Raw genomic sequence first — 25,452 nt, forward strand, 5'->3', positions numbered from 1 at the left:
CCTGCGGCTAGCTTCCTAATCTGCTCTTTGGTTTTCATTGAGTATCAGTGACTAACTCATCAACTCTGATTTATCCAATAAAATTGAAAAGGATGGAAAAAAGGTTGCATTTATGATATAATTTATTTTAAAGACCTTATTAGAAATCTTGAGAGAGTATTGAAAACCTAGAATGAGAAAAATTGTTATCAATGGTGGATTACCACTACAAGGTGAAATCACTATTAGTGGTGCTAAAAATAGTGTTGTGGCCTTAATTCCGGCTATTATCTTGGCTGATGATGTGGTGACTTTGGATTGCGTTCCAGATATTTCGGATGTAGCCAGTCTTGTCGAAATTATGGAATTGATGGGAGCTACTGTTAAGCGTTATGACGATGTCTTGGAGATTGATCCAAGAGGTGTTCAAAATATTCCAATGCCTTATGGGAAAATCAATAGTCTTCGTGCATCTTATTATTTTTATGGAAGTCTTTTAGGTCGCTTTGGTGAAGCCACAGTTGGCTTGCCTGGAGGATGTGACCTTGGTCCTCGTCCGATTGACCTACACCTTAAGGCTTTTGAAGCTATGGGTGCCACTGTTAGCTACGAGGGAGATAACATGAAGTTATCTGCTAAAGATACAGGACTTCATGGTGCAAGTATTTACATGGATACGGTTAGTGTAGGAGCAACGATTAATACGATGATTGCTGCGGTTAAAGCAAATGGTCGTACTATTATTGAAAATGCAGCCCGTGAACCTGAAATTATTGATGTAGCTACCCTCTTGAATAATATGGGTGCCCATATCCGTGGGGCAGGAACCAATATCATCATTATTGATGGTGTCGAAAGATTACATGGGACCCGTCATCAGGTGATTCCAGACCGCATTGAAGCTGGAACATATATTTCCTTAGCTGCTGCAGTTGGTAAAGGAATTCGTATCAATAATGTTCTTTACGAACACCTAGAAGGATTTATTGCTAAGTTGGAAGAAATGGGAGTGAGAATGACTGTATCTGAAGACAGCATTTTTGTCGAGGAACAGTCTAATTTGAAAGCAATCAATATTAAGACGGCTCCTTACCCAAGCTTTGCAACTGATTTGCAACAACCGATTACCCCACTTTTACTAAGAGCGAATGGTCGTGGTACAATTGTCGATACGATTTACGAAAAACGTGTAAATCATGTTTTTGAACTAGTAAAGATGGATGCGAACATTTCGACAACAAATGGTCATATTTTGTACACGGGTGGACGTAGTTTACGTGGAGCCAGTGTTAAAGCAACTGACCTGAGAGCAGGTGCAGCTTTAGTTATTGCTGGTTTGATGGCCGAGGGACAAACTGAAATTATCAATGTCGAGTTTATCTTACGTGGTTATTCTGATATTATCGAAAAATTACGTAATCTAGGAGCGGATATTAGACTTGTTGAGTATTAAACCGTAGAGGTGTTTATGAATATTTGGACCAAATTAGCAATGTTTTCTTTTTTTGAAACGGATCGCTTGTATTTGCGTCCTTTCTTTTTTAGTGATAATCAGGACTTCCACGAGGTAGCTTCAAATCCAGAAAATCTTCAATTTATTTTCCCAACGCAGGCAAGTCTGGAAGAAAGTCAGTATGCACTTGCCAATTACTTTATGAAGTCCCCTTTGGGAGTGTGGGCAATTTGTGACCAGAAAAATCAACAAATGATTGGTTCTATTAAATTTGAGAAGTTAGATGAAATCAAAAAAGAAGCTGAGCTTGGCTATTTTTTGAGAAAAGATGCTTGGTCGCAAGGATTTATGACAGAGGTTGTTAGAAAAATTTGTCAGCTTTCTTTTGAAGAATTTGATTTAAAACAATTATCTATTATTACCCATCTCGAAAATGAAGCAAGTCAACGGGTTGCCCTTAAGTCTGGATTTCGATTGATTCGTCAGTTTAAAGGAAGTGATCGTTACACAAGAAAAATGCGGGATTATCTTGAATTTCGGTATGTAAAAGGAGAGTTCAATGAGTAAGCATCAGGAAATTCTAAGCTATTTGGAGGAATTACCAGTAGGTAAAAGAGTCAGTGTTCGTAGTATTTCCAATCATCTAGGAGTTAGTGATGGAACAGCCTATCGGGCTATTAAAGAAGCTGAAAACCGTGGAATTGTGGAGACCCGTCCTAGAAGTGGAACAATTCGTGTTAAATCCCAGAAAGTTGCTATAGAGAGATTAGCGTTTGCTGAAATTGCAGAGGTGACTTCTTCTGAGGTTCTGGCTGGGAAAGAAGGTTTAGAGAGAGAATTTAGTAAGTTCTCTATCGGTGCCATGACTGAACAAAACATCCTATCCTACCTTCATGATGGGGGACTCTTGATTGTCGGAGACCGGACCCGTATCCAATTACTAGCGCTGGAAAATGAAAATGCCGTTTTGGTTACAGGTGGTTTTCATGTTCATGATGATGTGCTTAAACTGGCAAATCAAAAAGGGATTCCTGTTCTAAGAAGCAAGCATGACACTTTCACTGTTGCGACTATGATCAATAAAGCCTTGTCAAATGTCCAAATCAAGACTGATATTTTGACAGTTGAGAAGCTTTATCGTCCAAGTCATGAGTATGGTTTTCTGAGAGAGACAGACACCGTTAAAGATTATTTGTACTTGGTACGCAAGAATCGTAGCAGTCGTTTTCCTGTTATCAATCAACATCAGGTTGTTGTTGGCATTGTAACCATGAGAGATGCTGGTGATAAGTCACCAAGTACCACAATTGACAAGGTCATGTCTCGTAGTTTATTTTTAGTTGGATTATCGACAAATATTGCCAATGTGAGTCAACGGATGATTGCTGAAGACTTTGAAATGGTACCGGTTGTTCGGAATAATCAAACCTTGCTTGGAGTTGTGACACGACGAGATGTCATGGAGAAGATGAGTCGTTCCCAAGTTTCTGCTCTACCAACTTTTTCTGAGCAGATTGGTCAAAAACTCGCTTATCACCATGATGAAGTCGTCATTACAGTGGAACCCTTTATGCTTGAGAAAAACGGTGTTTTGGCTAATGGTGTATTAGCGGAGATACTGACTCACATGACCCAAGATTTAGTTGTGAATAGTGGTCGCAATCTCATTATCGAGCAGATGCTCATCTACTTTTTGCAGGCTGTTCAGATAGATGATACACTGCGCATTCAAGCACGCATTATCCACCATACTAGACGGTCAGCTATTATTGATTACGATATTTATCATGGTCATCAGATTGTTTCAAAAGCAAATGTAACCGTTAAAATTAATTAGAAACTAGGAGAAAAAATGATAACATTAAAATCAGCTCGTGAAATCGAAGCTATGGATAAGGCCGGTGATTTTTTAGCAAGTATCCATATTGGCTTGCGTGATTTGATTAAGCCTGGCGTAGATATGTGGGAAGTTGAAGAATACGTTCGCCGTCGTTGTAAGGAAGAAAATTTCCTTCCGCTTCAGATTGGAGTTGACGGTGCCATGATGGACTATCCTTATGCTACCTGTTGCTCTCTTAATGATGAAGTAGCTCATGCTTTCCCTCGTCACTATATCTTGAAAGATGGTGATTTGCTCAAGGTTGACATGGTTTTGGGAGGTCCAATTGCTAAGTCTGATTTGAATGTCTCAAAATTAAACTTCAACAATGTTGAGCAAATGAAGAAATACACTCAGAGCTATTCTGGTGGTTTAGCAGACTCTTGTTGGGCTTATGCTGTAGGTACACCGTCCGAAGAAGTCAAAAACTTGATGGATGTAACTAAAGAAGCAATGTATAAGGGGATTGAGCAAGCTGTTATTGGGAACCGTATTGGTGATATTGGTGCAGCCATTCAAGAATACGCTGAAAGTCGTGGTTACGGTGTAGTGCGTGATTTGGTTGGTCATGGTGTTGGCCCAACCATGCACGAAGAACCAATGGTTCCTAACTATGGTATTGCTGGTCGTGGACTTCGTCTCCGTGAAGGAATGGTCTTGACTATTGAACCAATGATTAATACAGGTGACTGGGAAATCGATACAGATATGAAAACCGGTTGGGCGCATAAGACCATTGACGGTGGATTGTCATGTCAGTATGAACACCAATTTGTCATTACGAAAGATGGACCTGTTATCTTGACTAGCCAAGGTGAAGAAGGAACTTATTAATAAAAATTGAAAAGACTACTGGAAGTTTATTTTGATAAAAAATCCAGTAGATCTTTTCATAATAAAACGCATTGTATCAAGTGTTAGGGGCTGATATCATGCGTTTTTCTGACTTTAAGATTTTTTCCAACTCTGTTTGTAACCACATCATAACAGAGGGTCTAGGATTCAGGGCTCTCCTCCTATATACTATTAGTAAAGCAAAACTAGGGGAGAATATTTTAGTGTCGCAATCTATTGTTCCTGTAGAGGTTTTACGATATCGTTGTTTTGGTTTTAAAAAGAGAAATGGAATTCTGTTTAACGTTCGTATTGCCAATCTTAAATTTACCTTTTTTATATTGATGTATTGAGCTAGTTCATGAAAAAATTAAGTGAAAAAGTCGAGTGTTTTAGAAACCTACAGTGTAGTATTCTAGTTTCAATCCGCTATATTTTGCTACTCCCCGTAAAGTTTCTATTTTCCCTGATTTCTGATATAATAGAAATATTGACTTCAAGAGTAAGGAAGAGAAGATGAACGCATTATTAAATGGAATGAATGACCGTCAGGCTGAGGCGGTGCAAACGACAGAAGGTCCCTTGCTAATCATGGCAGGGGCTGGTTCTGGAAAGACTCGTGTTTTGACCCACCGTATCGCTTATTTGATTGATGAAAAGCTGGTCAATCCTTGGAATATCTTGGCCATTACCTTTACCAACAAGGCTGCGCGTGAGATGAAAGAGCGTGCTTATAGCCTTAATCCAGCTACTCAGGACTGTCTGATTGCGACCTTTCACTCCATGTGTGTGCGTATTCTGCGTCGCGATGCGGACCATATTGGTTACAATCGCAATTTTACTATTGTAGATCCAGGGGAGCAGCGAACTCTCATGAAACGCATTCTCAAGCAGTTGAACTTGGATCCTAAAAAATGGAATGAACGAACTATTTTGGGAACCATTTCCAATGCTAAGAATGATCTGATTGATGATGTAGCTTATGCTGCCCAAGCTGGCGATATGTATACGCAAATCGTGTCCCAGTGTTATACAGCTTATCAGAAAGAACTGCGTCAGTCGGAGTCGGTTGACTTTGATGATTTGATTATGCTGACCCTGCGTCTCTTTGATCAAAATCCTGATGTCTTGACCTACTACCAGCAGAAGTTTCAGTACATCCACGTTGATGAGTACCAAGATACTAACCATGCCCAGTACCAACTGGTCAAACTCTTGGCTTCACGCTTTAAAAATATTTGTGTGGTTGGGGATGCGGACCAGTCTATCTACGGTTGGCGTGGTGCGGATATGCAGAATATTTTGGATTTTGAGAAAGATTATCCCCAAGCCAAGGTTGTTTTGTTGGAAGAGAATTACCGTTCCACTAAAACAATTCTCCAAGCGGCCAACGAGGTCATTAAAAACAACAAAAACCGCCGTCCTAAGAATCTCTGGACCCAAAATGCTGATGGGGAACAAATCGTTTACTATCGTGCCAATGATGAGCTAGATGAGGCTGTATTTGTAGCCAAAACCATCGATGAACTTGGTCGGAGTCAAAACTTCCTTCACAAGGATTTTGCAGTTCTCTATCGGACTAATGCGCAGTCCCGTACTATTGAGGAAGCCCTGCTTAAGTCCAATATTCCTTATACCATGGTTGGTGGAACCAAGTTCTACAGCCGTAAGGAAATCCGCGATATTATCGCTTACCTTAACCTCATTGCCAATTTGAGTGACAATATCAGTTTTGAGCGCATTATCAACGAACCGAAACGAGGAATTGGGCCAGGAACGGTTGAGAAAATTCGTGACTTTGCGAATGTGCAAAACATGTCTATGCTGGATTCTTCTGCTAATATCATGTTGTCTGGTATCAAGGGGAAAGCAGCCCAATCTATCTGGGATTTTGCCAATATGATTCTGGATTTGCGGGAGCAACTGGACCAGTTAAGCATTACTGAGTTGGTTGAGGCCGTCCTAGAAAAAACAGGTTACGTCGATATTCTTAACGCCCAAGCGACCTTAGAAAGCAAGGCTCGTGTAGAAAACATCGAGGAGTTCCTCTCTGTGACGAAAAACTTTGATGACACCTCTGATGGGCCAGAAGAAGAAACTGGTCTGGATAAACTGAGTCGTTTTTTAAATGACTTGGCCTTGATTGCGGACACAGATTCAGGTAGTCAGGAGACATCAGAAGTGACCTTGATGACCCTGCATGCTGCCAAAGGTCTCGAGTTTCCAGTTGTCTTTTTGATTGGGATGGAAGAAAATGTCTTTCCACTTAGTCGTGCGGCTGAAGATCCAGATGAATTAGAAGAAGAGCGCCGTCTAGCCTATGTAGGTATCACGCGTGCAGAGAAAATCCTCTATCTAACAAATGCCAACTCGCGCCTGCTTTTTGGTCGTACCAACTACAACCGTCCCACTCGTTTTATTAACGAAATCAGCTCGGACTTACTTGAGTATCAAGGTCTGGCTCGTCCAGCAAATACAAGCTTTAAGGCATCTTATAGCAGTGGTGGCCTTGCCTTCGGTCAAGGTATGAGTCTTGCCCAGGCTCTTCAAGACCGTAAACGCAGTGCTGCCCCAAAATCTATCCAGTCAAGCGGTCTCCCATTTGGTCAATTTACAGCTGGAGCAAAATCAGCTTCTAGTGAGGCAATTTGGTCTATTGGTGATATTGCCCTCCACAAGAAGTGGGGGGAGGGAACCGTTCTGGAAGTTTCAGGTAGCGGTGCTACGCAGGAATTGAAAATCAATTTCCCAGAAGTAGGTTTGAAAAAACTTTTAGCCAGTGTGGCTCCAATTGAGAAAAAAATCTAATTTTTCATCCTTCTCACGAATAATAAAGTGAGGAGGATTTTTATGTACAGTATTTCATTTCAAGAAGATTCATTATTGCCAAGAGAAAGACTGGCCAAGGAAGGAGTTGAAGCGCTCAGTAATCAAGAGTTGCTAGCTATTTTACTTAGGACAGGAACACGTCAAGCCAGCGTTTTTGAAATTGCCCAGAAAGTCTTGAGCAATCTTTCAAGCCTAACGGATTTGAAAAAAATGACCCTGCAGGAATTGCAGAGTCTGTCTGGTATCGGTCGTGTTAAGGCTATAGAGTTGCAAGCTATGATTGAATTGGGGCATCGTATTCACAAATACGAGACCCTTGAGATGGAAAGTATTCTCAGCAGCCAAAAATTGGCCAAGAAGATGCAACAGGAATTAGGGGACAAAAAACAAGAGCACCTGGTGGCGCTCTATCTCAATACTCAAAATCAAATCATTCATCAACAGACCATTTTTATCGGTTCTGCAACTCGTAGTATCGCTGAGCCGCGAGAGATTCTTCACTATGCTATCAAGCATATGGCGACTTCACTCATCTTGGTCCACAATCACCCTTCGGGAGCGGTAGCCCCTAGCCGAAATGATGATCATGTCACTAAAATTGTTAAAGAAGCCTGCGACCTGATGGGGATTGTCCTCTTGGACCATTTGATTGTCTCACAATCTAGTTACTTTAGTTACCGTGAAAAGACAGATTTAATCTAAAGTTCATTAACAACATAGTCAAAGAGGTTTTTATCTTTGGGGCGATTTTCAAATAGAAATTCTGGGTGCCATTGGACACCGAGAAAGGCAACATCATCCGTACTCATGACAGCTTCAATAATACCATCTTTAGGATCATGAGCCGCAATCTTTAAATTTGGTGCTAAATCCTTGATGCTCTGATGGTGGAAGGAGTTGATATGGGAAATTTCTCCATAGATTTCTCGGAGAACAGTATCAGGTTCTGTCACCAAGCGTTGAGTTGTGTATTCGGCAGAACAATCCTGCCAATGGTCTTCTATATCTTGGTACAAAGTTCCACCCATGGCAACGTTAAAGAGTTGGGTACCACGGCAGACAGAAAAAATTGGCTTTTTCTGTTTAATAGCTTCCTTGATGAGGGCCAGTTCGAAGATATCTCTTTGAAGGTGGTAGTCATCGCTATCAATTGTTTTTGGTTCACCATAGAATTTTGGATCAACATTTTGCCCACCTGTCAAGATGAGCTTGTCAATCATACTGATATAGTGGCAGGCCATTTCTTGATCACCAATCGGTAGGATGATGGGAATCCCTCCAGCGTCTTTAACGCCTTCCACAAAGCCTTTTGCTGCGTAGCTCATCATGATGTCATCATCTGGATGAGTTTTTTCGTTTCCTGTTATCCCAATAACTGGTTTTTTCATAAAATGATTTTCGCTTTCTAATCCTCTTTTCGCATGAAGTAGAGGAGGGTTTGGAGTTCACTTGTCAAATCGACATACTGAACGACCACATCTTTTGGTAAATGCAGATGGACTGGTGAAAAACTAAGAATTCCTTTCACACCAGCATCTACCAAGAGATTAGCAACCTCTTGTGACTTAACACTGGGAACGGTCAGGATAGCAGTCTTGACATCGGCATCCTTGATTTTATCCTTGATTTGAGAAATTCCGTAAATGGGAATCCCGTCAGGAGTTTGGGTACCGACTTCAGGATGGTCATCTAGGTCAAAGGCCATGATAATCTTCATCTTGTTACGTTCGTGGAAGCGATAGTGGAGAAGGGCATGGCCCATATTTCCAATACCAACCAGCATGACATTGGTGATAGAGTTATCATTGAGTAAATCGGCAAAAAACGTCATGAGTTTTTTGACATCATAGCCAAAACCACGACGACCTAGTTCACCAAAATAGGAAAAATCACGACGTACGGTCGCTGAATCAATACCGATAGCCTCTGCAATTTGCTTAGAGTTGGCACGTTCAATCTTTTCTGCATGAAATCTCTTAAAAATTCGATAGTAGAGAGAGAGTCTTTTCGCTGTAGCTTTTGGAATAGCAAACTGTTTATCTTTCACAAAATCACAACCTTTCTATTCTTCTATTTTATAGAAACATTGTGAAAAAATCAACAAAAACAAGAAAAAACTAAGAAAAATCTTAGTTTTGATGTAAAAAGTCTGTATGTGATAGAAAACGGTAGAGGTCTCCGACCAGACCCTGATAAATTTTCTGGCTATTAAAAATCAGAGAAGTTACATAAAGTGTATCTGGCAGGGTCACACATCCTGACAAAGCCAGCATGAGAGCTTCATAATCCTCATACTTGAGTGTACGCTCTACATGATAGCTGTCCTTATAGGTCAATTCAAACATATGGGACCTATCTTTCTGATTTTGTAAAGACACCACGTTCTACCAAGCTATCCATGAGGAAGTAGAATTTTTCCTGATGAATGTGGTGGTCTTCTGATTTGAAAATATCAACTAGACGAAGACCAAACTTGTCAGTGATATTGATTTTAGCCCCTGTAAGTTCCTTGTTAATGATGATTTTGAGTTGGAAGCCTTCACCGCTGTTTGGCACTTTTTCCAAAAGGCGAGTCAATTCATAGTTACCAACCTTAGTCTCAAAAAAGGTGTTATCTTTGAGGGTGAATTTTTTAACAGAAGGGCTAAGAGTGTAGTCGTAACGACAATTTTTTAACTGAATGGTTTTTTCAAATGCCATATGGCTAACCTCCGATAATTTCTTTTAAGGTTTTTGCGAGGGTTTGTAGGTCTTCAACAGTATTTTGTGGCGACAAACTGATACGAACGGATTCCTTCAAGCGTTCTGAATTTGCCCTGTACATGGCTTCAAGAACATGGCTGGATTGGACAATGCCTGCCGTACAGGCTGAGCCAGTAGAGATAGAAATTCCAGCCAAATCTAGCCGAAGGAGTAAAAGGTCATTTTTCTGATCAGGAAATCCAATATTGAGAACATAAGGGAGATGATGTTGTCCTCTATTCACGTAATACTGAATTCCTTCTAGCTCTGCAAGAAAGGCAGTTTCTAGATTTTGTACATGCTGGAAATGTTCTTCCTGTTTTTCTAGGTCTTCTTTTAGGGCTGCAACCATACCCACGATGGCAGCTAGATTTTCAGTTCCGGCTCGTTTTTTCTGTTCTTGGTCTCCGCCATGAAGATAGGAATCAAAATCCATGCTAGATGCGTAGAGAAAACCGATTCCCTTAGGACCATGGAACTTGTGGGCAGAAGCAGTGAGAAAATCAATGCCCAATTCTTCTGGGTGTATAGGGATTTTACCAATAGCCTGAACTGCATCGACATGATAGGCGGCTGGGTGTTGCTTGAGTATTTGGCCAATTTCAGCAATGGGCAGTAGGTTTCCAGTCTCATTATTGGCAAACATGGTAGAAACCAAAATCGTATCGTCACGTAAGGCCTCTTGAATTTGCTGGGCGGTGATTTCTTGATTTTCTGGCTGGATAATGGTTGCTTCAAACCCAAAGTGTTGAACCAAGTAATCAATTGTTTCAAGGACAGCATGGTGCTCAATAGCAGTTGTGATAATATGTTTTCCTTGTTCTTGGTGACGAAGGCAGTAACCAATGATAGCAGTATTGTTGCCTTCGGTTCCACCAGAAGTGAAAAAGATATGTTGAGGTTTTGTCCCCAGTAACTGAGCTAGCTCCTGACGGGCTTCTCGCAATAGTTTGCCAGCTTGACGACCATGAGCATGAATACTAGAAGGATTTCCATAGGTTTCTTGCATAACCTCGGTCATAGCTGAAATAGCAACTGCTGACATAGGAGTCGTTGCAGCATTGTCCAAATAAATCAAAGAATCACCTTATTTCTTTTTGTTGTAGGCAAAGAGTGGGCTGACTGGTTTTCTTTCGTGGATACGGACGATAGCATCACCAATTAACTCACTAGCAGTGATGTAGCATACGTTTTTAGGAGTTTTTTCTTTTGTTGCTACTGAATCAGTCACAAGAATTTCTTTAATATTAGTATTGTCAAGAAGTTCAGCAGCTCCTTCGACGAAGAGGCCGTGGCTAGAAACAGCATAAATTTCTGTAGCTCCTTCACGTTCAACGATTTTAGAAGCTTCAGAGAAGGTACGTCCTGTATTCAGAATATCGTCAATTAAGATGGCTTTCTTACCTTCAACATCACCAATAATGTAACCTTCGTTACGAGTTGCATCGTCTTGAGGATAGTCGATAATGGCGATAGGAGCGTCAAGATATTCAGCCAAGCTACGCGCACGTTTGACACCTGAATTTTTAGGGCTAACGACAACAACATCTGAACCGAGTAGTCCCTTATCGCAGTAATGTTTTGCAAATAGGGGGACAGTGAAAAGATTATCCACTGGAATATCAAAGAAACCTTGAACCTGAACGGCATGCAAATCAAGAGTCAGGATACGATCAACCCCAGCCTTAACCAGCATATTGGCAACTAGTTTTGCTGTAAGTGGCTCACGAGGACAAGCAATGCGGTCTTGACGTGCATAGCCAAAATATGGAAGGACAACGTTGATACTGTGGGCACTTGCACGCACACAAGCGTCGACCATGATTAACAATTCCATTAGGTGGTTGTTGACAGGGAAACTTGTTGATTGGATGATGTAAACATCATAACCACGGACACTTTCTTCAATATTCACTTGGATTTCTCCGTCTGAAAATTGACGTGATGATAGTTTTCCAAGTGGGACACCAACAGCTTCAGCAATTTTCTGTGCAATCTCTTGGTTAGAGTTGAGTGCGAAAAGTTTCATGTTTTTTCTATCTGACATTATAGACCGTCCTCTGTAAACTTTATAAATCCTAGTGATATTTGCCTTACATATATGAACTGGGATTCGTGTATTTTTATCTTTTCTATTTTACCAAAAAATGGAGATTATTTCAGCTATTTTTCATACTTTTGACAAATCGAACCAATTTTGAAGGAGCTTTTTGATAGGAAATCTGATTTTTCTCTAAAAATTGTTGGAAATCCTGTTTGCCTTGCTCGTGATTTTCCACTTCAAGCTCCAATTCGTAATCCGTCATATCAAAGTATTGACTTTCATCCAGTGCCATGAGACCGATAGCTGTTTGCATTTCATAGCGAAGCGTTGTTAGACAACCAAGAACCTGCCATTCACTAGTTTGGATACCATGTTTCGCCAATTCATCCAATACTATCCCTTGAGGAAATTCTTTCTTGCTCAGATAGTTTTCAGCATCTTTTAGTTGCAATTTTTGATTGTATTCCATGTTTCCAACACTCTGCGGGACTTTGAGTGTCAATTCTGCCCAGTCTTCAAAAGTTCGAATGCGCATAGCAACTTTCTTTTCTCGCAGCTCAAAATCAGGTGTGTCGATGTAGTAATTTTTTTGAAGAACAGGAGTGACACCTGTGAACTGGTCTTTTAGACGATCATACTCATCTTTTTTCAATAGTGTTTTCAATTCAATTTCTAAATGTTTCATTTTTCTTACCTTTTCTTTATCGTTGAAAGCGGATTATGGTATAAACTGCTCACAGCTTCCTAGTCCCTTGAAATCAGTGGGTTTCTAGCATGTCAACCAAAAGTGAATACGAGATTGAATACGACTCTACTTTTAGCTGGAGCGAATGAAATCCATGAGCTGATCAACGACTTCAAAACGTTGATTATCATTGATGTGGGTATACATATCAAGGGTTGTTTGAACATTGTTGTGACCTAATCTGTCCGAAATAATTTTGGCTGTAATACCAGCTTCAAAGAGGAGAGAAGCGTGTGTGTGCCTGAAACCGTGAGGAGTGATTTTTTTGACATCTTTATGTTCACAAAAGAATCTTCTAAGTCTCTCTTTAACAGCTGAAGGAGAAATCCATCCTCCGAAACTATTCGTAAATATATAATTCGATTCACGTTTGTAAGGCACACCAGCCTGGAAATATTCTTTTATTTGCTGTCGTTTCCAGAGTTTCAAAACATTCAGAGTTTCATCATCTAAGGTGATAACCCTCTTACTCCTTTTGGTTTTAGGATCCTGAACAGTTTGTTTTTTACCAATCACGACAGCCGTGCGAGAAATGCTTAACAACTTATTTTCAAAGTCAACATCTGACCACATGAGGCCAATTGCTTCTCCAGTTCTCAATCCAGAAAAAGCGAGCAAGTGAAAAAAGGTGTAGTCTACTGGCTTACAATTTACTTTGTAAACTTTAAGAAACTCCGTTAGTTCCTGTTTTGTATAGTAGTTCTCTTTGGCCTTTAAGGGCCTGTTTTTAGGCTTGATAATCTTGTCTAAGGGATTTGACTTAATGATGTCAATAGAAGTGGCATATTTGAAAATACGGCTGATTACAGAGTAGTAATTAGCATAGAGGATATAGCGATTACTTAGCTGGATAGTAACCTTTTGACAATAAGCTACACTGATCTGCTGAATTTTCATATCTGTAAAATACAAGTCAATCATAACATCAAGTTTTTTCTTAACGTTCTGATAGGTTGTTGGTTTTACAGTACTCTTATAGCTATCAAGCCATAATTCAGCGACTTCAGCGAATGTAGGGTTCTGGAAATCTTCATTGTTTGAAAAACCATTTTCTTCAACGTCTAAGAGAAGGTCACGTTCGGCAGCCTTTGCCTCCTTTATGGTTTTAAAACCACGTCGTGTTGTGCGTTTTTCTTTTCCAGTAGCAGGGTCTATGCCCAGATATGTTTGAAAGAGATATCTAGTCTCTCCTTTTTTTGTAATGTATTTTTTTATCATAAAAAGTCCTTTCTTTTCGATTGCTTGCCCGCATAGTTGAAAAGGTGTAGAACTTATGATAAACTATAGTTGTATTTTTTTATCATCCTTTCCATTGCTTGCTAGATGGAAAGTTAAATCCTCACACTCAAAGTTTGGCGATGGCGAGTGTGGGGATTTTTTTGAGTTGTTTCCAAAATGGAAACAGTTGGCAGCTCGTCAGATAATAAAATAAGGTGTACCTCTTAGAAGTACACCAGACGATTTTATCCTTGACGAACAAGGCTTTTTTACATTCTTAGTGTATTTCTTTTTTTAATTTCTGTCAAACGTCAACTTATTTTAACGACTTATGTTTACTAGAATATGAAAAGAAAAGTAGCCGTATCAAATACGGCTACCATCACGATATGAATCTAAAATCCAAACCTAAACTTTATGGAGCTAAACTCCTGATAGCTGTATTGTAATATAATTTTCAAAAAATATCAATTTTGCACAATAGACTTCTTGGATATGGGGGACTATTGCCGAGTGCGGGGATTTTTTATATCACATTTGATAATAAAAGAGAATTTTCTAAGATATCTTTATGAGATAACAATATTATTTTATCTTTGCTATTTTCGTTAAATACCGCTTGGGTTTCTGCCACTTTATCAAATCTATGGTGTATATCGTCGACTACAGCAATATATTCAACGTTATCTTTATGGTTCTGTAAAATACGTGTATCCATTGCGAGTAATTTAGCCCTGTTGAGATCATTTCCGTTTGAAATAGTCCTTACAAGTCTTTCTTTTTTGATTGTGGGAATTGCGAAGTCAAATTGCACAGTTATCCCCTCTTTACCTGAATAAGACGGCCTTCTTGTAAAAAGAACCTCTCTCTGTACTAAGGTGTTTTCTATTTCGTCATGGAAAACATTTTTAATTGTTGTATCTCGTAAGACTATCATATCATTCACCTGCATAATAGTTTGGAGCAACCGTTGCTTTGCAAGTGGGAATTTTTCGAGGCTGGTTGTGATAAACAACTCTCCATTTTCAGCTCTCGTACCTAAATTGTTTACGATTGTATTTAGTAAGTTATTTTTGTATGTTGAACGATTTGAGAAACTAACGCCGTGACTTTTTAAATTGTTAATGGTCCATCCGTCATCTGTGAGTGTGACCCTACCATCTGATAAAAACTCAGCATATAGGATGATATGATCAAAATCATTATCTAAAAACGGTGTTCTAATTTCTACTATATTTTTCTCTAGATCATTGAACTTATACTCTTTTAATAACCAATCAAAATATATATTTTTTAGTGTATTTGAGTTATTCATCATCAGCCTCCGTCTTGATATGTGTATATTTGATGAATTCAGAAAATACGTCCACAATATGAGTTAAATTAGGGAAGTCAGAATCTTCAAGCGGGATAGCAACTCTATCCTTTTTATCGTAGTGATTGGAGTATATATGAATGTGATTCCCCTCTACAATTGAGTCATCAGGATTCACATGTCTATTAGATGGATTAATGTCTACCCTAACTAAATGATTATGGGAATTTTTAAATCTAATATGAATGCTGTAGCGCTCAGGATTCATCCTTCCTCTGTATATGTGAAGTATATATTGAATGTCATCATCATCAATAATAGCTTCGTCTATATCTATTTTACCAAATAAAGACGAGATTGTAGTATGGATTTCATTAAAAGAAAGTTCGTTTTTTGGGTACTTCAGTTTGTTAATTAATTCTTGTACCTGCTGATCATTTAAGTCGTTGTAATTCATTTTTTCCTTATTCCCCTCTATACACTCCGACTACTGCATAGATCTTGATGTGTGTGTCTTCGGCTGGTGGGAAGTCTAGGATGATGTCTTCGTACTTGTCATTGAGTGATACGAGGCGTAAGCGTCCGTTTTCGGTATAGATCTTCTTAAAGTAAGAACGGTCTCCGTATGCGATAACTGCTAGGTCTCCGTTGTAGGTAGTCAGTCCTTTGTCTACTAAATAGAGAATGTCTCCGTCTTGGTAGTCAGGCTGCATGGAGTCTCCGCTGACCTTAGTCGCAATATCGTGGCGTGGTGGTTGCTCGTCAACCTCTATAGTCTCTCTATCTGTATCGTCGTAACCGAATCCATAGTTAAATCCAGAAGCTGCTGCCGTCTCAGATACAACCTCAACTTGGTACAAGCTGATAACTTCCGATACTTCGTTTATCTTCGTTTCTTCTTCGTTTTTCTGCTCTTTCAGAAGCTCCTCAGAAGTCCGTAGGACGATTTTTTTATTATCTGGGGTTAATTGTACCAACTTATCATTTATCTGCTGTGTGAGCAAATCTGGGGACGCTGTGGGGGTGTCTGCTTTACGAATAGGTGGAAATAAATCGTCAATAGTTACGCTGAGAGCAGAGGATATTTTAAACAAAGTATTCTTTTTAGGAGTACGGAAACCTTTTTCATAGTTTGCTATAGTTGTATCACCCATATCCACTAAAGTAGCTAATTCTTTTTGCGTCAATCCGCGCTGTAATCGATATTCTTTTATTTTTGTTCCGATGTATATAGCTAATTCTTTGTCAGTCATATATTTCTCCTGAGTGTTTTATTAAGTAGATTATAACAAAATATTCACGGAAAGAAAAGTTTTTTTGTTTTTTCGCAAAAAAACTATTGACACTTCACGAAAAGTGAGGTATAATTAAATCATGGTTGAGGTAATCAATCAAATAAATACAGGAGGAAAAGAGATATGCGGAGACGCAAAAAGCCTGAAAAGGCAACAAAAAAGAGCCATGGCTTGACGGTCCTAAGGCTCTGGTTATCTCAACAGTGATTACAGCCAGTGTTGAGTTAATCAAACACTTCTTGAAATAGAAGTGGGGTGAGCGGGGCGAAAGCCCCAAAGCTCACTATTAGTATAGCATATCTCGAAAGATTTGTCATGAAAGACAAGAAGAAATTTTGGAATGTGGTCTGCTGGATGCTAACCGGTTTTATCTGGGTGTACTTCATCTGGAAATGGTTTTTTTAAAATGAATAGGAGGTGATTATGGTTTGCAAATTCTTTTATATAAACTGAGGAAGGAAAAGAATATTTCTCAGAAAGAAATGGCAGATGTTATTGGAAAAAGCGAGAATAGCTATCGCAACAAAGAATTAGGTAAACAAGATTTTAAACTGAGTGAAATGTTCAAAATCGCCCATTATTTCGGTAAAGAATTGGGCGATATATTCACACCTCAGACTTCACGAAAAGTGAAATAAAACACCTAACATCAAAGAAGGTCAAACTTTTTCAAAAATCGATAGAATAATTCTATCAAAACTGTTGACAAGTACCAACAGTTTTGAAAAGACCTATTAGTAGAAAGGAAAAAGTCAATGTATGGAGCGAAAATGAGGGAGCTGAGAATGGCTCAAAAGCTGGGCTTGCGTGAGCTTGCCAAGCGAACCTTGATAGACTACACAACCTTGTCACGGATCGAGAACGACCTGAAGGCAGTGACGCTGTCGCAGGCGGTGGTCATCGCCAAGGCGCTAGGGTGTAGGGTAGAAGATATGTTGTAGGAGGGGATACTATGAACAACGCAGCGCAAAAAGTAACACGGATTGACAAAGATGCCTGGGAGATCGCTACGGAGCTGGCGAACGAATACGGCGTATCTATTTGTCACATCATCAGCGAGAGCGTCCGCTACTGTGCAGAGAATGCCGAATTTAAGGAGATGGACGTTGTCGTTAAACGATTGGTAGTCGGCAGTAAGGTGCTGGAGTAGGAGGGGAAGATGGTACTAGAGAATTTAAAAGAGGATATCCAAAGTTTTATTGAGAAGAGGGCTGATGAAGCAATTCAACAATCAAGGACATATTCACAAGCGATTTTGCTCGTGTCAAAATACACTGATTTTTCAGAACATGGTTTAGCAATGACAAAAGCTATTCAAGACGAAATTAGGAAACGTGCCTTGAATAGCCTAGTGTGAAATTATATAGTTTCTATTTTCACAATAGATGCAGAAGCATAGATAAGAGATACAAAAACTTACTTTAGATACAATGGATAGAATTGCTAACAAAAAATAGAACAAAAAAATTCACTAATAGGAGGGGAAGAGATGAATGCAAATGTAAATGTATTTTATGAATTAACTTGTAAAGACTTGAACGAAGCGATTGACGCAAAAAATAAAATCATCGCCAATACACTTGACGATGAAACTGTTGAGATAAAAATTGAATTCTTACGTGATGTTTGAACTGTAAAATCGCTCGGAGATGGTTCTATCGTAGATCGCGTAATAGAGCCATGGTCGATTGTCTGATAGCTGTAGCTGGAGAATCGCTTTTATTGCTCTCGTTTACAGTGTAGAACATTGCAGATGCCAATGTAGCATCAAGTACAAACTTGTCTATATATTTGTGTTTCTTGCTATCGGAGTAAGTAATTGTCAGTGTAATTCGACCTTTATAATCTGGGTCTATTGATGATGTAAATTTTTGTCCTGGGGCAATCATATTTCCGATAAGTGAGTTGAAGCGGTGTACAGAATTCAATGGATCCAATTCGCCATCTATCTGAATATTATCTATATATGCTGGAGTTTGGCCAAAGTTTTTAAAAACAAAGGTACGTTGTTGATTTTTAACTGCATAGACATCTACATAAACATTAATATAAGGCTTTGCCATATCCTCTGTAGCTTTCTTTGTTTGCCAGAGTGAAATGGTATTAAAAACAAAACCGATAACTGCAATTATTACTGTGATATAGAGTGTCCAAATCTGGACATTATCATTGGTGATTTGTGGCATTAGATCACTTCCTTTCTGCTTTTATTATAGCAAAAAGGGGAGAAGAATAGGAAGGAAAGAGATATGAGCAACCTATCAAAAAATTTACTACCAAATACCGAATTTAGAAAGGAATATTATGAACGAAATTTTTAATTTTCACGGGCAGGAAGTCCGTACTTTGACAATTGATGACGAGCCGTGGTTCGTTGGGAAAGATGTTGCAGACATCCTAGGATATAGCAAGGCTAGAAATGCGATTGCTCTTCACGTTGATGAAGAGGACGCCCTAAAACAGGGCATCCCTACTAGTGGTGGAACACAGGATATGTTGATCATCAACGAATCTGGTCTCTACTCTCTCATCCTATCCAGCAAGTTGCCTCAAGCTAAGGAGTTCAAGCGCTGGGTGACATCAGAGGTCTTGCCAGCTATTCGTAAGCAGGGCGGATTTATTCGCGAGGATTTGGACGAGGATGCTTTTATCGCTCTCTTCACTGGCCAGAAGAAATTGCGTGAGCAACAGACGACCATGCTGGAGGATATTGACTACCTCAAGAGTGAGCAACCGATTCATCCAAGCTATGCTCAGTCGCTCCTGAAGAAGCGTAAGGCTAGGGTTGTGGCTTGCCTGGGTGGCATTGATAGCCCAGCTTATGCGGATAAGATTTTTGCTCAGTCGGTATTTAGACAAGCTGAGATTGACTTTAAAGACCACTTCAACATTAGTCGCTATGACTTGCTACCCAAGAAGCATGCGGATGCCGCTCTAGCTTACTGGATGACGTGGGAGCCAAGCACCAATACCAAGATGAAAATCATGGAACTGAACGCATTTAGTCAAGCGTAGGGAGGGAAAGAAAATGAGACCAAGACGATATCCGTATAGTGGGAAAAGAAAAAAGCAATCTGATAGACAGATTGCTAAGTTAAAAAGAGATATTGATGTAAATCGTACAAATATATCATCTTTAAAATTCGTTATAGAAACTTTAAGTAACCATCAGAATTATCGATAACTTGATAACCTTGAGCAGTTGCTTCTTCGATAATTTCAGTTTTAGACATTTCAAAATCAGATAACTGAATTACTGCGCTAGGTTTATCAGTAGTCGACTCTGAAAAATTAGATAATAGAATATTATCGAGATTTTCCCAGGTTAGTTTCTTAACAACGTGGTTTGGCTTATGGCTAAGCTTACTCATTTTTTGAACCTCCTTTCTGTTAAATTTTTGACTAAAACGGGAGAGATATTAGTCAAGAGTATTATAGCAATTTAGGAGGATATTACATCAGTCTCAAGACCGATATAGGAGGTTAAATGGAAGACAAAATCATCGAACTTGCTGATTACTTCATCAGCGAATCTACAACATACAGAGAAGCTAAGATAGCATGTGAGAAGCTATTTAGACAAGTCAGCCATGAGATAGAACTCAGAGCGCTGGAAAGTAAAACAGTTTGACAACAACGCAAAAAAGCACCTGACGGCAATCAGGCGCATACTAAAACAATTTAAACCATTATATCACAAAAATGCTTGCCCGCATAGTTGAGAGGATGTAGAAAATGGAAGGTATAACGTTACAATTACGATTAGACGGCGAAAGTGCTGAATTGTTCACCAATCAATTACTGGCTTTTGCTGAAAAGCAGGTCAAGGAGCAGTTAGAGAATGATCGCATGCCAATCAATCAACAGGCTTTGATGGAGAAGTTTGGCTTCACTCATAGCTATATTAAGAAGTTAGAACGTAAAGGATTGAGATTTCGTAAGCAAGGGAAATATATTATGTACGATATTAATGATGTTTATGAGATTTTGGAATTAGAGAAAGAAGTACGAAAATTAAGAGCATAAGGAGAGAGAAGATGAATAATAAAAAAGCATACAAACATAAGATGAAAAAAGAGAATAGACCAGGTTTGCGAAATTTCTTTGAAAGATATGAGCACGAAGATGAAAATCTTAAAAAAATTGTACAAGATTTATCCAACGAGAAATTTAATCCACTTGACAAACCAAATGATTACAACGGTTCATTTGGTCATGATTTTATGTCGATAATGTGGGCAACTTTGCTTATTGATATTTTAAAAAATCTTAGAAAAGAAGTTTCGTCTTCTGCCAGTGATTTAGATTTAAAACTTGGATTTACTAAAGGATATCCGATGGCTAGTATTGTAAATACTCAGACAAAACCAACCAAAAAGAATGTAAAAATACTTAGCAAAATATTTGATAGAATGCATATTCTGTTTCCTGAAGAAACAAAACGAGCAAGAGAAAGAGAAAGCTTAGATAAATACATTGATGTGAATGAAATTTTACAGAGAACATTGTTACTTCATGGATTTAATGAATCCGCTAACGCTCTCAAAAATTATGAGAACGAAATCGATTCAGAACTAGAATCCGATGAACAAACAGAGACTGATAATAGAATTATGTCTAACATCTACGAACTAGTTATAAGTGATACCATTATTCAGTTTAACGAAGATGACACAGTGCTTAGTGTATTGAAGAAAATAAAAGAACAGACAAATTTGAAGTTTGAAGTTTTTGAAACACTGAAAGAAAAAGTTATTTAGGAGATTAAAAATGTTTGAACCACCGATTTTAGACCAGTTGATGGGAGTTGGAGCCTTGCTGATTGGATTTGCAGGAGCTTGCCGTCATATCAAATTGCAAGAACAACGAGAGGAAGAAGAGAGACGAGAAGAGCAAGAATTTGCGTCTATGATTATCCAAGTGCGTAATCATGCATATGAACGTGGTAGAGAGGACAAATGGCAAGAAATTCGCAAGAATATCCGTAGAGAGTTCAAAGGATTCACATATGACAACGAACCGCCTGTAGGCTTGCGCCCTGAGCCGTTAGCTTTGCCAGAACCTAAACAGTCTGCAATCAGACTTTTGTAATGATGAGGTCAGGAAATGGAAGAATTGATTGAATCGCTGGATAACCTGATTATGATTGTTAAAGAACTGGAAGGAAGGGAATCAACTTCAAGACATTTTATTACGACATGGGAAAACGATTATAAAAATCTATTACTAGTCAAAGAATACCTAACAGACTATAAAAAACTAGCTAAGGACTATCGTGATGTGGAGCTTAAAAATAAGCTGCTAAAGGTCGAGAAGATGGCGCTAGAAGGCAGACACATCTATGAGGATATGCGGATGAAGTACCGCGCTAACCGTAGGAAATGGGGTGCTAGGTATGTCTGAAATTAAGTGGATAAAAATCACAACCGATATTTTTGACGATGAAAAGATTTGCCTGATTGATGCCTTGCCTGATCCTGATGCCATCTTAGTGATATGGTTCAAGATTTTGACACTTGCTGGAAAACATAACAGTAATGGTTTGTTGATGATGACTGATAAGGTTCACTATACAGATGAAATGTTAGCTACTATTTTTCGTAGACCATTGAATACAGTAAGAATGGCTATTGGAGTTTTTGAACAGTTTGGGATGATTGAGATTATCGATGGTATTATTAGCTTGCCAAATTGGGAAAAACATCAAAACGTTGACGGAATGGAGAAAATAAAGGAACAGACACGCAACCGTGTAGCCAAATACCGTAAAAAACAGAAAAATCTTGCTCTTGGTAACGTTACAGGTAACGTTACAGTAACGGACGGTAACGCACTAGAAGAAGATAAAGATAAGAATAAGAATAGATTAGATAAAGATAAGAATAAGAAAAGAATAACTACTACTACTAGTAGTGGTGGTCAAGAAAATATCTTAGAACTTTTTCAATCTGAATTTCGTAGGCTCTTATCTGGATTTGAAATTGAAGAAATCAACCATCTCCTAAATGAGAATGATGTGGATTTGGTGAAAGAAGCATTGAAGACTGCTATTAACTCAGGAAAGCCGAACATCAAATATATTGGTGGGATTTTAAGAAATTGGCAGATGAACAATGTTACCACTGTTGAACAGGTTCGTCAATCAGAGAAAAAGAATAAGGATAAGAAAGAAGAACAGGAGGCCAAGGACGAATGGGGATACTAGAACTAATTGAACAATTCGAGATTGACTATTATCCGTTAAGCTACGAGAAGAAAACTCTTTTAGCAGACCAACCAATTCATCAAGTGGTTGCATGCTTGTCTGAAATGGCTAGCTGGCATGAATGTGGAGGTCGTCTGTCATGGTAGACAATGTGTTTGAGGAGATTGCCTTATCTTATCACAGGAATACAGAACAACAAGATGAGTTTTGCGAAAAGCATAACATTCCTTTGATAAAGATATTGCGGACTGAGAGTGTTGTATGCCGCATGTGTGAATCTGAGCGGATCCATGAGGAGAATCAAGCAAGAGTGAATGAACTGGCCGACGCTGAGAATGAGCGAGAGAGGAAATACTATCTTGAGAAGTTTTCTCTTTATGATGAGGTTTTGAAAAATGCGACTTTGGACAACTTTGAGACACCCACTGAAAAAGAAGCGGAAAAGCTAGCTTTTGCAAAGAGGATTTGTCGTGAGTGGTCTGAGGGGGCTAGGAACAACATCGTGTTACAAGGAGAAGCTGGAACTGGTAAGAGCCATTTGGCCTTTGCGATGGTTAAGGCTCTATCTGAGTACACGAAAGAGATTGCGATTTTTATCAATGTGACGGACTTGTTGATGAAGATTAAAGCTGATTTTAGTCAGGAAGAGTTTCTGGTCAATAAAATTGCCAGTGCTAAGTTCTTGGTTTTGGATGATTTGGGCATGGAAAAGGATAGTGAGTGGTCGTTTACTATCCTCTACAATATCCTGAATAAGCGTTCAAATACAATTATTACCACCAATTTGACTTCTGCTGATATTCAGAAAAGATATGGCAGACCCTTTATGTCCAGACTGATGAAGGGTGTGGATAAAGACCATTTGATGGTTTTCAACGACTTGACAAACAAGCGGAAGCACTATTTTTAGAATGGAGGTGGCTGATGTTTATTTTAAAGCATGGGACAAGAGAGGATAAGCCCTTTCTGATGTCCGCAGTTATATGTGTGACTGGCTTGGACATTTCATGTTCTGAGGAGAAGAAAGCCATGCGGTTTGTTTCTCGTGGGGCAGCTGTACAGGTTGGAAAGGCTTTGAGGGGTTCCTTTGGGAACTTTTACCCTGTTGAGGTGGAGTGATGTTAGAGCTTTACTTCGTCTACAACGGGCACTGCAAGTTTTACCTTGGGATGTTTGACAATGTCGATGATCTCATTGAGCAAATGGAAGATCGTCAGTGGGCTTTCTCGGCTATCACTCAGCCAAGGTTTCAGAAGCACATTGGTCAGCGGACGACACGGTTTGACTATGGTGCGAAGGATTGTTACTATTTAGCAACTTTTTCAGGAGGAGAAGAAAATGATTGAATTTATTAAAGAATTTGGCATGGCTATTCTATGGCTATTTCTCGGCTACTTAATCGGAGAACGTGCAGCAAGAAAGGACAAGAAAGATGATCAATAATGTTACGTTAGTGGGGCGCTTGACGAAAGACCCTGAATTAAAATATACGCCGTCGAATGTGGCGGTTGCTACCTTTACGCTGGCGGTCAATCGGAACTTCAAGGGAGCCAACGGCGAGCGAGAGGCGGACTTCATCAACTGTATGATGTGGCGTAAGCAGGCGGAGCTATTCGCAGAATGGTGCAAGAAGGGCAATCTGGTCGGTGTGACGGGTCGCATCCAGACAAGGAACTACGAGAATCAGGAGGGGCGCAGGGTCTATCTGACTGAGGTGGTCGCAGATTATTTTGAGCGACTTGAAAAGCGTGATGATACTGCTAACCGTTCGAATATTGAGGAACAAATGCCAGGATACGCCCTTGAGGAAGATGATTTTCCGTTTTAGTGGGAGGTAAGAAATATGGTTGGAGTAACCTATCAGGAAATTCATCTCTTTGTTGAGTTTTTGAAAAAGCAGTATGGGCAAGGGCGTCCAGACTATATTGAAGCCCTGAACGACTTAGACGGTATGGCGGAAGTCTCCTATAGAGAAGCTATTGAAAGATTTTTAGACGATGAATTACGATAAACAGGTAGTAATCGAAGGACTGAAACGCACAATTGAGCAAAATGAAGAGAAGATAATCGAGTATTCGAAACCGTGCGATGCACGCAAGAGACGGATTAGAGCGCTGGAGCGCGATTTGTTGAAGAAAAAGAATAAAGAATTAAGAGGGAAAGTGGAGGAGTTGGAAGATGAAATATAAAGTGACAGAATACCATTCAGATTTTCAAGAAGAACAGACTGGCACTTGCGAATTGTGTTTTGGTACAGCGTGGGTTGAAAATGGTTCAATAACGGTTGAAGATGAAAATGGAACTGAAACAGAAATTTATTTAACTGTTTGGGATTGGGGCGATTACGACACAATCTACATTGATAATGTGGTTAATTTCTCAGCTTGGTTGCAAGAAAGGGAGGTTGACCCAATCGTTGAAGAAACCGAACCTTGGTCGTGGTTGCATGAATTGGTAGAAAAATATAATGAGGAGGTGGAGTGATGAGCCTTACGCTAAATAGCACAATTCGAGACTTAGTTTTGGCAATCGGAGAAGTTATCGTGGGTTCTGATGGTAAAACCACTACAGCGATACTGGAGATACCTGATCAAAGCTTTTACTTAGAGATTGAGCTTAAATTGAAGGAGGAGGTCATAGATTGAAACGATTCATAGCAATCTGGATTCTGGTATCTGCTGGACTAAACATCTGGCAGATGGACAGGATTCGAGATTTGGAAGAGAAGAAGCCGCTGGTTATCTATAAGGTGGATAACGCAGGCGCTGAGATTTTTGGTAAGGTCGTCGAGAAGGGGCGGCACGGCAAGTTATACACGCTTACTATTCGTGACTACGGCATTTTCGTAGTTACTAAGGACGTGTATGAGAAGATTAGAGTAGGGGATGAGGTACTACTATGAACACACTAGAAA

40 protein-coding genes are annotated in these 25,452 nt (G+C 39.4%); 27 read left to right on the forward strand and 13 right to left on the reverse strand.

Features of this window, described 5'->3' with window-relative positions:
- The first annotated feature begins 172 nt into the window (after window positions 1-172).
- The 6 genes from HT693_RS06210 to radC all read left to right on the forward strand — a co-directional run bounded on the left by HT693_RS06210 (window position 173) and on the right by radC (window position 7,676).
- On the forward strand, window positions 173-1,432 hold the full coding sequence (locus HT693_RS06210; protein ID WP_100103990.1) for a UDP-N-acetylglucosamine 1-carboxyvinyltransferase: 1,260 nt from the start codon (window positions 173-175) through the stop codon (window positions 1,430-1,432).
- A gap of 15 nt (window positions 1,433-1,447) precedes the next feature.
- The gene (locus tag HT693_RS06215; RefSeq protein ID WP_001028719.1) at window positions 1,448-1,999 is read left to right on the forward strand and encodes a GNAT family N-acetyltransferase; all 552 of its coding nucleotides are present in this window, start codon (window positions 1,448-1,450) and stop codon (window positions 1,997-1,999) included.
- The gene (spxR, locus tag HT693_RS06220; protein ID WP_000033818.1) at window positions 1,992-3,269 is read left to right on the forward strand and encodes a CBS-HotDog domain-containing transcription factor SpxR; all 1,278 of its coding nucleotides are present in this window, start codon (window positions 1,992-1,994) and stop codon (window positions 3,267-3,269) included. Before HT693_RS06215 ends, spxR begins: the two co-directional genes overlap by 8 nt.
- Window positions 3,270-3,284: 15 nt before the next feature.
- Window positions 3,285-4,145 carry a methionyl aminopeptidase gene (locus HT693_RS06225; RefSeq protein WP_000631540.1) on the forward strand — a complete coding sequence of 287 codons (861 nt, stop codon included), beginning with the start codon at window positions 3,285-3,287 and terminating at the stop codon, window positions 4,143-4,145.
- A 516-nt stretch (window positions 4,146-4,661) separates the two neighbouring features.
- Window positions 4,662-6,953 (forward strand): DNA helicase PcrA, encoded by a 2,292-nt coding sequence (gene pcrA / locus HT693_RS06230; RefSeq protein WP_138704918.1) that lies wholly within the window; start codon window positions 4,662-4,664, stop codon window positions 6,951-6,953.
- Window positions 6,954-6,995: 42 nt separating this feature from the next.
- A complete protein-coding gene (radC, locus tag HT693_RS06235) occupies window positions 6,996-7,676 on the forward strand; it encodes a DNA repair protein RadC (protein WP_138704919.1) in 681 nt (226 codons plus the stop codon).
- Here the strand turns inward: radC and HT693_RS06240 are convergent.
- The 11 genes from HT693_RS06240 to HT693_RS06290 form a co-directional block, all read right to left on the reverse strand.
- Window positions 7,673-8,362 carry a gamma-glutamyl-gamma-aminobutyrate hydrolase family protein gene (locus tag HT693_RS06240; RefSeq protein ID WP_000743337.1) on the reverse strand — a complete coding sequence of 230 codons (690 nt, stop codon included), beginning with the start codon at window positions 8,360-8,362 and terminating at the stop codon, window positions 7,673-7,675. The genes radC and HT693_RS06240 overlap by 4 nt on opposite strands.
- Window positions 8,363-8,379: 17 nt before the next feature.
- Window positions 8,380-9,021: a redox-sensing transcriptional repressor Rex gene (locus tag HT693_RS06245; protein ID WP_000653403.1), complete on the reverse strand. Its 642-nt coding sequence runs from the start codon at window positions 9,019-9,021 to the stop codon at window positions 8,380-8,382.
- An 82-nt stretch (window positions 9,022-9,103) separates the two neighbouring features.
- Window positions 9,104-9,319: a DUF4649 family protein gene (locus tag HT693_RS06250; protein WP_171035964.1), complete on the reverse strand. Its 216-nt coding sequence runs from the start codon at window positions 9,317-9,319 to the stop codon at window positions 9,104-9,106.
- 7 nt (window positions 9,320-9,326) lie between these two features.
- On the reverse strand, window positions 9,327-9,674 hold the full coding sequence (locus HT693_RS06255; RefSeq protein ID WP_000863540.1) for a DUF1831 domain-containing protein: 348 nt from the start codon (window positions 9,672-9,674) through the stop codon (window positions 9,327-9,329).
- A 4-nt stretch (window positions 9,675-9,678) separates the two neighbouring features.
- Window positions 9,679-10,794 (reverse strand): cysteine desulfurase family protein, encoded by a 1,116-nt coding sequence (locus HT693_RS06260; protein WP_138703517.1) that lies wholly within the window; start codon window positions 10,792-10,794, stop codon window positions 9,679-9,681.
- A gap of 9 nt (window positions 10,795-10,803) precedes the next feature.
- A complete protein-coding gene (locus tag HT693_RS06265; RefSeq protein WP_138704921.1) occupies window positions 10,804-11,763 on the reverse strand; it encodes a ribose-phosphate diphosphokinase in 960 nt (319 codons plus the stop codon).
- Between the two features lie 112 nt (window positions 11,764-11,875).
- Window positions 11,876-12,445 carry a CYTH domain-containing protein gene (locus HT693_RS06270; RefSeq protein WP_138704922.1) on the reverse strand — a complete coding sequence of 190 codons (570 nt, stop codon included), beginning with the start codon at window positions 12,443-12,445 and terminating at the stop codon, window positions 11,876-11,878.
- A 132-nt stretch (window positions 12,446-12,577) separates the two neighbouring features.
- Complete coding sequence (locus HT693_RS06275) at window positions 12,578-13,723, reverse strand: site-specific integrase (protein ID WP_172925032.1); 1,146 nt, start codon at window positions 13,721-13,723, stop codon at window positions 12,578-12,580.
- A gap of 526 nt (window positions 13,724-14,249) precedes the next feature.
- Window positions 14,250-15,038 carry a DUF1828 domain-containing protein gene (locus tag HT693_RS06280; protein WP_023937089.1) on the reverse strand — a complete coding sequence of 263 codons (789 nt, stop codon included), beginning with the start codon at window positions 15,036-15,038 and terminating at the stop codon, window positions 14,250-14,252.
- Window positions 15,031-15,495, reverse strand: coding sequence for a hypothetical protein (locus tag HT693_RS06285; protein ID WP_031233729.1), 465 nt, complete (start codon window positions 15,493-15,495; stop codon window positions 15,031-15,033). Before HT693_RS06285 ends, HT693_RS06280 begins: the two co-directional genes overlap by 8 nt.
- A 7-nt stretch (window positions 15,496-15,502) precedes the next feature.
- Window positions 15,503-16,291 carry a S24 family peptidase gene (locus HT693_RS06290; protein ID WP_172925034.1) on the reverse strand — a complete coding sequence of 263 codons (789 nt, stop codon included), beginning with the start codon at window positions 16,289-16,291 and terminating at the stop codon, window positions 15,503-15,505.
- A gap of 470 nt (window positions 16,292-16,761) precedes the next feature.
- On the opposite strand from HT693_RS06290, the gene HT693_RS06295 reads away from it, so the two are divergent.
- The 5 genes from HT693_RS06295 (at window position 16,762) to HT693_RS06315 (ending at window position 17,963) form a co-directional block, all read left to right on the forward strand.
- On the forward strand, window positions 16,762-16,971 hold the full coding sequence (locus tag HT693_RS06295) for a helix-turn-helix transcriptional regulator (RefSeq protein ID WP_001166514.1): 210 nt from the start codon (window positions 16,762-16,764) through the stop codon (window positions 16,969-16,971).
- A gap of 117 nt (window positions 16,972-17,088) precedes the next feature.
- Window positions 17,089-17,274: a helix-turn-helix transcriptional regulator gene (locus tag HT693_RS06300; protein ID WP_000274131.1), complete on the forward strand. Its 186-nt coding sequence runs from the start codon at window positions 17,089-17,091 to the stop codon at window positions 17,272-17,274.
- A gap of 11 nt (window positions 17,275-17,285) precedes the next feature.
- Window positions 17,286-17,483, forward strand: coding sequence for a hypothetical protein (locus HT693_RS06305; RefSeq protein ID WP_001057654.1), 198 nt, complete (start codon window positions 17,286-17,288; stop codon window positions 17,481-17,483).
- Between the two features lie 9 nt (window positions 17,484-17,492).
- The gene (locus HT693_RS06310) at window positions 17,493-17,690 is read left to right on the forward strand and encodes a hypothetical protein (RefSeq protein ID WP_138702228.1); all 198 of its coding nucleotides are present in this window, start codon (window positions 17,493-17,495) and stop codon (window positions 17,688-17,690) included.
- A 132-nt stretch (window positions 17,691-17,822) separates the two neighbouring features.
- The gene (locus HT693_RS06315; RefSeq protein ID WP_000993373.1) at window positions 17,823-17,963 is read left to right on the forward strand and encodes a hypothetical protein; all 141 of its coding nucleotides are present in this window, start codon (window positions 17,823-17,825) and stop codon (window positions 17,961-17,963) included.
- A gap of 25 nt (window positions 17,964-17,988) precedes the next feature.
- On the opposite strand, the gene HT693_RS06320 is transcribed toward HT693_RS06315, so the two are convergent.
- The gene (locus tag HT693_RS06320; RefSeq protein WP_001135683.1) at window positions 17,989-18,519 is read right to left on the reverse strand and encodes a hypothetical protein; all 531 of its coding nucleotides are present in this window, start codon (window positions 18,517-18,519) and stop codon (window positions 17,989-17,991) included.
- A 118-nt stretch (window positions 18,520-18,637) separates the two neighbouring features.
- Between HT693_RS06320 and HT693_RS06325 the strand changes: the two genes are divergently transcribed.
- Window positions 18,638-19,348: an ORF6C domain-containing protein gene (locus tag HT693_RS06325; protein ID WP_001002355.1), complete on the forward strand. Its 711-nt coding sequence runs from the start codon at window positions 18,638-18,640 to the stop codon at window positions 19,346-19,348.
- Between the two features lie 131 nt (window positions 19,349-19,479).
- Here the strand turns inward: HT693_RS06325 and HT693_RS06330 are convergent, their stop codons facing one another.
- On the reverse strand, window positions 19,480-19,704 hold the full coding sequence (locus HT693_RS06330) for a hypothetical protein (protein ID WP_000040988.1): 225 nt from the start codon (window positions 19,702-19,704) through the stop codon (window positions 19,480-19,482).
- A 116-nt stretch (window positions 19,705-19,820) separates the two neighbouring features.
- On the opposite strand from HT693_RS06330, the gene HT693_RS06335 reads away from it, so the two are divergent.
- From HT693_RS06335 to HT693_RS06405, 15 genes are all read left to right on the forward strand, one after another.
- Complete coding sequence (locus tag HT693_RS06335) at window positions 19,821-19,964, forward strand: hypothetical protein (RefSeq protein ID WP_000389586.1); 144 nt, start codon at window positions 19,821-19,823, stop codon at window positions 19,962-19,964.
- Between the two features lie 104 nt (window positions 19,965-20,068).
- Entirely contained in the window at window positions 20,069-20,359 is a 291-nt protein-coding gene (locus tag HT693_RS06340; protein WP_000398533.1) for a hypothetical protein, read from the forward strand.
- A gap of 11 nt (window positions 20,360-20,370) precedes the next feature.
- Window positions 20,371-21,093 (forward strand): hypothetical protein, encoded by a 723-nt coding sequence (locus HT693_RS06345; RefSeq protein ID WP_001060361.1) that lies wholly within the window; start codon window positions 20,371-20,373, stop codon window positions 21,091-21,093.
- A gap of 10 nt (window positions 21,094-21,103) precedes the next feature.
- Window positions 21,104-21,424 carry a hypothetical protein gene (locus tag HT693_RS06350; protein ID WP_138702230.1) on the forward strand — a complete coding sequence of 107 codons (321 nt, stop codon included), beginning with the start codon at window positions 21,104-21,106 and terminating at the stop codon, window positions 21,422-21,424.
- 15 nt (window positions 21,425-21,439) lie between these two features.
- Window positions 21,440-21,736, forward strand: a complete 297-nt coding sequence (locus tag HT693_RS06355; protein WP_138702231.1) for a hypothetical protein — start codon at window positions 21,440-21,442, stop codon at window positions 21,734-21,736.
- On the forward strand, window positions 21,729-22,538 hold the full coding sequence (locus tag HT693_RS06360) for a phage replisome organizer N-terminal domain-containing protein (protein WP_001289773.1): 810 nt from the start codon (window positions 21,729-21,731) through the stop codon (window positions 22,536-22,538). The genes HT693_RS06355 and HT693_RS06360 overlap by 8 nt, the downstream gene beginning before the upstream one ends.
- A complete protein-coding gene (locus tag HT693_RS06365; RefSeq protein ID WP_000511763.1) occupies window positions 22,526-22,684 on the forward strand; it encodes a hypothetical protein in 159 nt (52 codons plus the stop codon). The genes HT693_RS06360 and HT693_RS06365 overlap by 13 nt, the downstream gene beginning before the upstream one ends.
- On the forward strand, window positions 22,678-23,448 hold the full coding sequence (locus tag HT693_RS06370; protein ID WP_000228207.1) for an ATP-binding protein: 771 nt from the start codon (window positions 22,678-22,680) through the stop codon (window positions 23,446-23,448). The genes HT693_RS06365 and HT693_RS06370 overlap by 7 nt, the downstream gene beginning before the upstream one ends.
- Window positions 23,449-23,462: 14 nt before the next feature.
- Complete coding sequence (locus HT693_RS06375) at window positions 23,463-23,657, forward strand: hypothetical protein (protein ID WP_023940084.1); 195 nt, start codon at window positions 23,463-23,465, stop codon at window positions 23,655-23,657.
- Window positions 23,657-23,884 (forward strand): hypothetical protein, encoded by a 228-nt coding sequence (locus HT693_RS06380; RefSeq protein WP_031222500.1) that lies wholly within the window; start codon window positions 23,657-23,659, stop codon window positions 23,882-23,884. Before HT693_RS06375 ends, HT693_RS06380 begins: the two co-directional genes overlap by 1 nt.
- An 86-nt stretch (window positions 23,885-23,970) precedes the next feature.
- Window positions 23,971-24,366: a single-stranded DNA-binding protein gene (gene ssb, locus HT693_RS06385; protein ID WP_138702232.1), complete on the forward strand. Its 396-nt coding sequence runs from the start codon at window positions 23,971-23,973 to the stop codon at window positions 24,364-24,366.
- A 15-nt stretch (window positions 24,367-24,381) separates the two neighbouring features.
- Window positions 24,382-24,549, forward strand: coding sequence for a hypothetical protein (locus HT693_RS06390; RefSeq protein ID WP_000233205.1), 168 nt, complete (start codon window positions 24,382-24,384; stop codon window positions 24,547-24,549).
- Entirely contained in the window at window positions 24,536-24,727 is a 192-nt protein-coding gene (locus HT693_RS06395; protein ID WP_023938752.1) for a hypothetical protein, read from the forward strand. The genes HT693_RS06390 and HT693_RS06395 overlap by 14 nt, the downstream gene beginning before the upstream one ends.
- Window positions 24,717-25,022 carry a hypothetical protein gene (locus HT693_RS06400; RefSeq protein WP_023938751.1) on the forward strand — a complete coding sequence of 102 codons (306 nt, stop codon included), beginning with the start codon at window positions 24,717-24,719 and terminating at the stop codon, window positions 25,020-25,022. Before HT693_RS06395 ends, HT693_RS06400 begins: the two co-directional genes overlap by 11 nt.
- Window positions 25,023-25,179: 157 nt before the next feature.
- A complete protein-coding gene (locus tag HT693_RS06405) occupies window positions 25,180-25,440 on the forward strand; it encodes a DUF1372 family protein (RefSeq protein ID WP_172925036.1) in 261 nt (86 codons plus the stop codon).
- Window positions 25,441-25,452 lie beyond the last annotated feature (12 nt).

The sequence above is a fragment of the Streptococcus sp. 2154 genome (assembly GCF_013277255.1).
GTDB classification, from domain to species: domain Bacteria; phylum Bacillota; class Bacilli; order Lactobacillales; family Streptococcaceae; genus Streptococcus; species Streptococcus pseudopneumoniae.

What these genes read in the sequence shown, in the direction of transcription:
- HT693_RS06210 (WP_100103990.1), top strand. Translation starts at nt 173, where the DNA reads ATGAGAAAAATTGTTATCAATGGTGGATTACCACTACAAGGTGAAATC.
- HT693_RS06215 (WP_001028719.1), top strand. Translation starts at nt 1,448, where the DNA reads ATGAATATTTGGACCAAATTAGCAATGTTTTCTTTTTTTGAAACGGAT.
- spxR (WP_000033818.1), top strand. Translation starts at nt 1,992, where the DNA reads ATGAGTAAGCATCAGGAAATTCTAAGCTATTTGGAGGAATTACCAGTA.
- HT693_RS06225 (WP_000631540.1), top strand. Translation starts at nt 3,285, where the DNA reads ATGATAACATTAAAATCAGCTCGTGAAATCGAAGCTATGGATAAGGCC.
- pcrA (WP_138704918.1), top strand. Translation starts at nt 4,662, where the DNA reads ATGAACGCATTATTAAATGGAATGAATGACCGTCAGGCTGAGGCGGTG.
- radC (WP_138704919.1), top strand. Translation starts at nt 6,996, where the DNA reads ATGTACAGTATTTCATTTCAAGAAGATTCATTATTGCCAAGAGAAAGA.
- HT693_RS06240 (WP_000743337.1), bottom strand. Translation starts at nt 8,362, where the DNA reads ATGAAAAAACCAGTTATTGGGATAACAGGAAACGAAAAAACTCATCCA.
- HT693_RS06250 (WP_171035964.1), bottom strand. Translation starts at nt 9,319, where the DNA reads ATGTTTGAATTGACCTATAAGGACAGCTATCATGTAGAGCGTACACTC.
- HT693_RS06255 (WP_000863540.1), bottom strand. Translation starts at nt 9,674, where the DNA reads ATGGCATTTGAAAAAACCATTCAGTTAAAAAATTGTCGTTACGACTAC.
- HT693_RS06265 (WP_138704921.1), bottom strand. Translation starts at nt 11,763, where the DNA reads ATGTCAGATAGAAAAAACATGAAACTTTTCGCACTCAACTCTAACCAA.
- HT693_RS06270 (WP_138704922.1), bottom strand. Translation starts at nt 12,445, where the DNA reads ATGAAACATTTAGAAATTGAATTGAAAACACTATTGAAAAAAGATGAG.
- HT693_RS06275 (WP_172925032.1), bottom strand. Translation starts at nt 13,723, where the DNA reads ATGATAAAAAAATACATTACAAAAAAAGGAGAGACTAGATATCTCTTT.
- HT693_RS06280 (WP_023937089.1), bottom strand. Translation starts at nt 15,038, where the DNA reads ATGAATAACTCAAATACACTAAAAAATATATATTTTGATTGGTTATTA.
- HT693_RS06285 (WP_031233729.1), bottom strand. Translation starts at nt 15,495, where the DNA reads ATGAATTACAACGACTTAAATGATCAGCAGGTACAAGAATTAATTAAC.
- HT693_RS06290 (WP_172925034.1), bottom strand. Translation starts at nt 16,291, where the DNA reads ATGACTGACAAAGAATTAGCTATATACATCGGAACAAAAATAAAAGAA.
- HT693_RS06300 (WP_000274131.1), top strand. Translation starts at nt 17,089, where the DNA reads ATGTATGGAGCGAAAATGAGGGAGCTGAGAATGGCTCAAAAGCTGGGC.
- HT693_RS06305 (WP_001057654.1), top strand. Translation starts at nt 17,286, where the DNA reads ATGAACAACGCAGCGCAAAAAGTAACACGGATTGACAAAGATGCCTGG.
- HT693_RS06310 (WP_138702228.1), top strand. Translation starts at nt 17,493, where the DNA reads ATGGTACTAGAGAATTTAAAAGAGGATATCCAAAGTTTTATTGAGAAG.
- HT693_RS06315 (WP_000993373.1), top strand. Translation starts at nt 17,823, where the DNA reads ATGAATGCAAATGTAAATGTATTTTATGAATTAACTTGTAAAGACTTG.
- HT693_RS06320 (WP_001135683.1), bottom strand. Translation starts at nt 18,519, where the DNA reads ATGCCACAAATCACCAATGATAATGTCCAGATTTGGACACTCTATATC.
- HT693_RS06325 (WP_001002355.1), top strand. Translation starts at nt 18,638, where the DNA reads ATGAACGAAATTTTTAATTTTCACGGGCAGGAAGTCCGTACTTTGACA.
- HT693_RS06330 (WP_000040988.1), bottom strand. Translation starts at nt 19,704, where the DNA reads ATGAGTAAGCTTAGCCATAAGCCAAACCACGTTGTTAAGAAACTAACC.
- HT693_RS06335 (WP_000389586.1), top strand. Translation starts at nt 19,821, where the DNA reads ATGGAAGACAAAATCATCGAACTTGCTGATTACTTCATCAGCGAATCT.
- HT693_RS06340 (WP_000398533.1), top strand. Translation starts at nt 20,069, where the DNA reads ATGGAAGGTATAACGTTACAATTACGATTAGACGGCGAAAGTGCTGAA.
- HT693_RS06345 (WP_001060361.1), top strand. Translation starts at nt 20,371, where the DNA reads ATGAATAATAAAAAAGCATACAAACATAAGATGAAAAAAGAGAATAGA.
- HT693_RS06350 (WP_138702230.1), top strand. Translation starts at nt 21,104, where the DNA reads ATGTTTGAACCACCGATTTTAGACCAGTTGATGGGAGTTGGAGCCTTG.
- HT693_RS06355 (WP_138702231.1), top strand. Translation starts at nt 21,440, where the DNA reads ATGGAAGAATTGATTGAATCGCTGGATAACCTGATTATGATTGTTAAA.
- HT693_RS06360 (WP_001289773.1), top strand. Translation starts at nt 21,729, where the DNA reads ATGTCTGAAATTAAGTGGATAAAAATCACAACCGATATTTTTGACGAT.
- HT693_RS06365 (WP_000511763.1), top strand. Translation starts at nt 22,526, where the DNA reads ATGGGGATACTAGAACTAATTGAACAATTCGAGATTGACTATTATCCG.
- HT693_RS06370 (WP_000228207.1), top strand. Translation starts at nt 22,678, where the DNA reads ATGGTAGACAATGTGTTTGAGGAGATTGCCTTATCTTATCACAGGAAT.
- HT693_RS06375 (WP_023940084.1), top strand. Translation starts at nt 23,463, where the DNA reads ATGTTTATTTTAAAGCATGGGACAAGAGAGGATAAGCCCTTTCTGATG.
- HT693_RS06380 (WP_031222500.1), top strand. Translation starts at nt 23,657, where the DNA reads ATGTTAGAGCTTTACTTCGTCTACAACGGGCACTGCAAGTTTTACCTT.
- ssb (WP_138702232.1), top strand. Translation starts at nt 23,971, where the DNA reads ATGATCAATAATGTTACGTTAGTGGGGCGCTTGACGAAAGACCCTGAA.
- HT693_RS06390 (WP_000233205.1), top strand. Translation starts at nt 24,382, where the DNA reads ATGGTTGGAGTAACCTATCAGGAAATTCATCTCTTTGTTGAGTTTTTG.
- HT693_RS06395 (WP_023938752.1), top strand. Translation starts at nt 24,536, where the DNA reads ATGAATTACGATAAACAGGTAGTAATCGAAGGACTGAAACGCACAATT.
- HT693_RS06400 (WP_023938751.1), top strand. Translation starts at nt 24,717, where the DNA reads ATGAAATATAAAGTGACAGAATACCATTCAGATTTTCAAGAAGAACAG.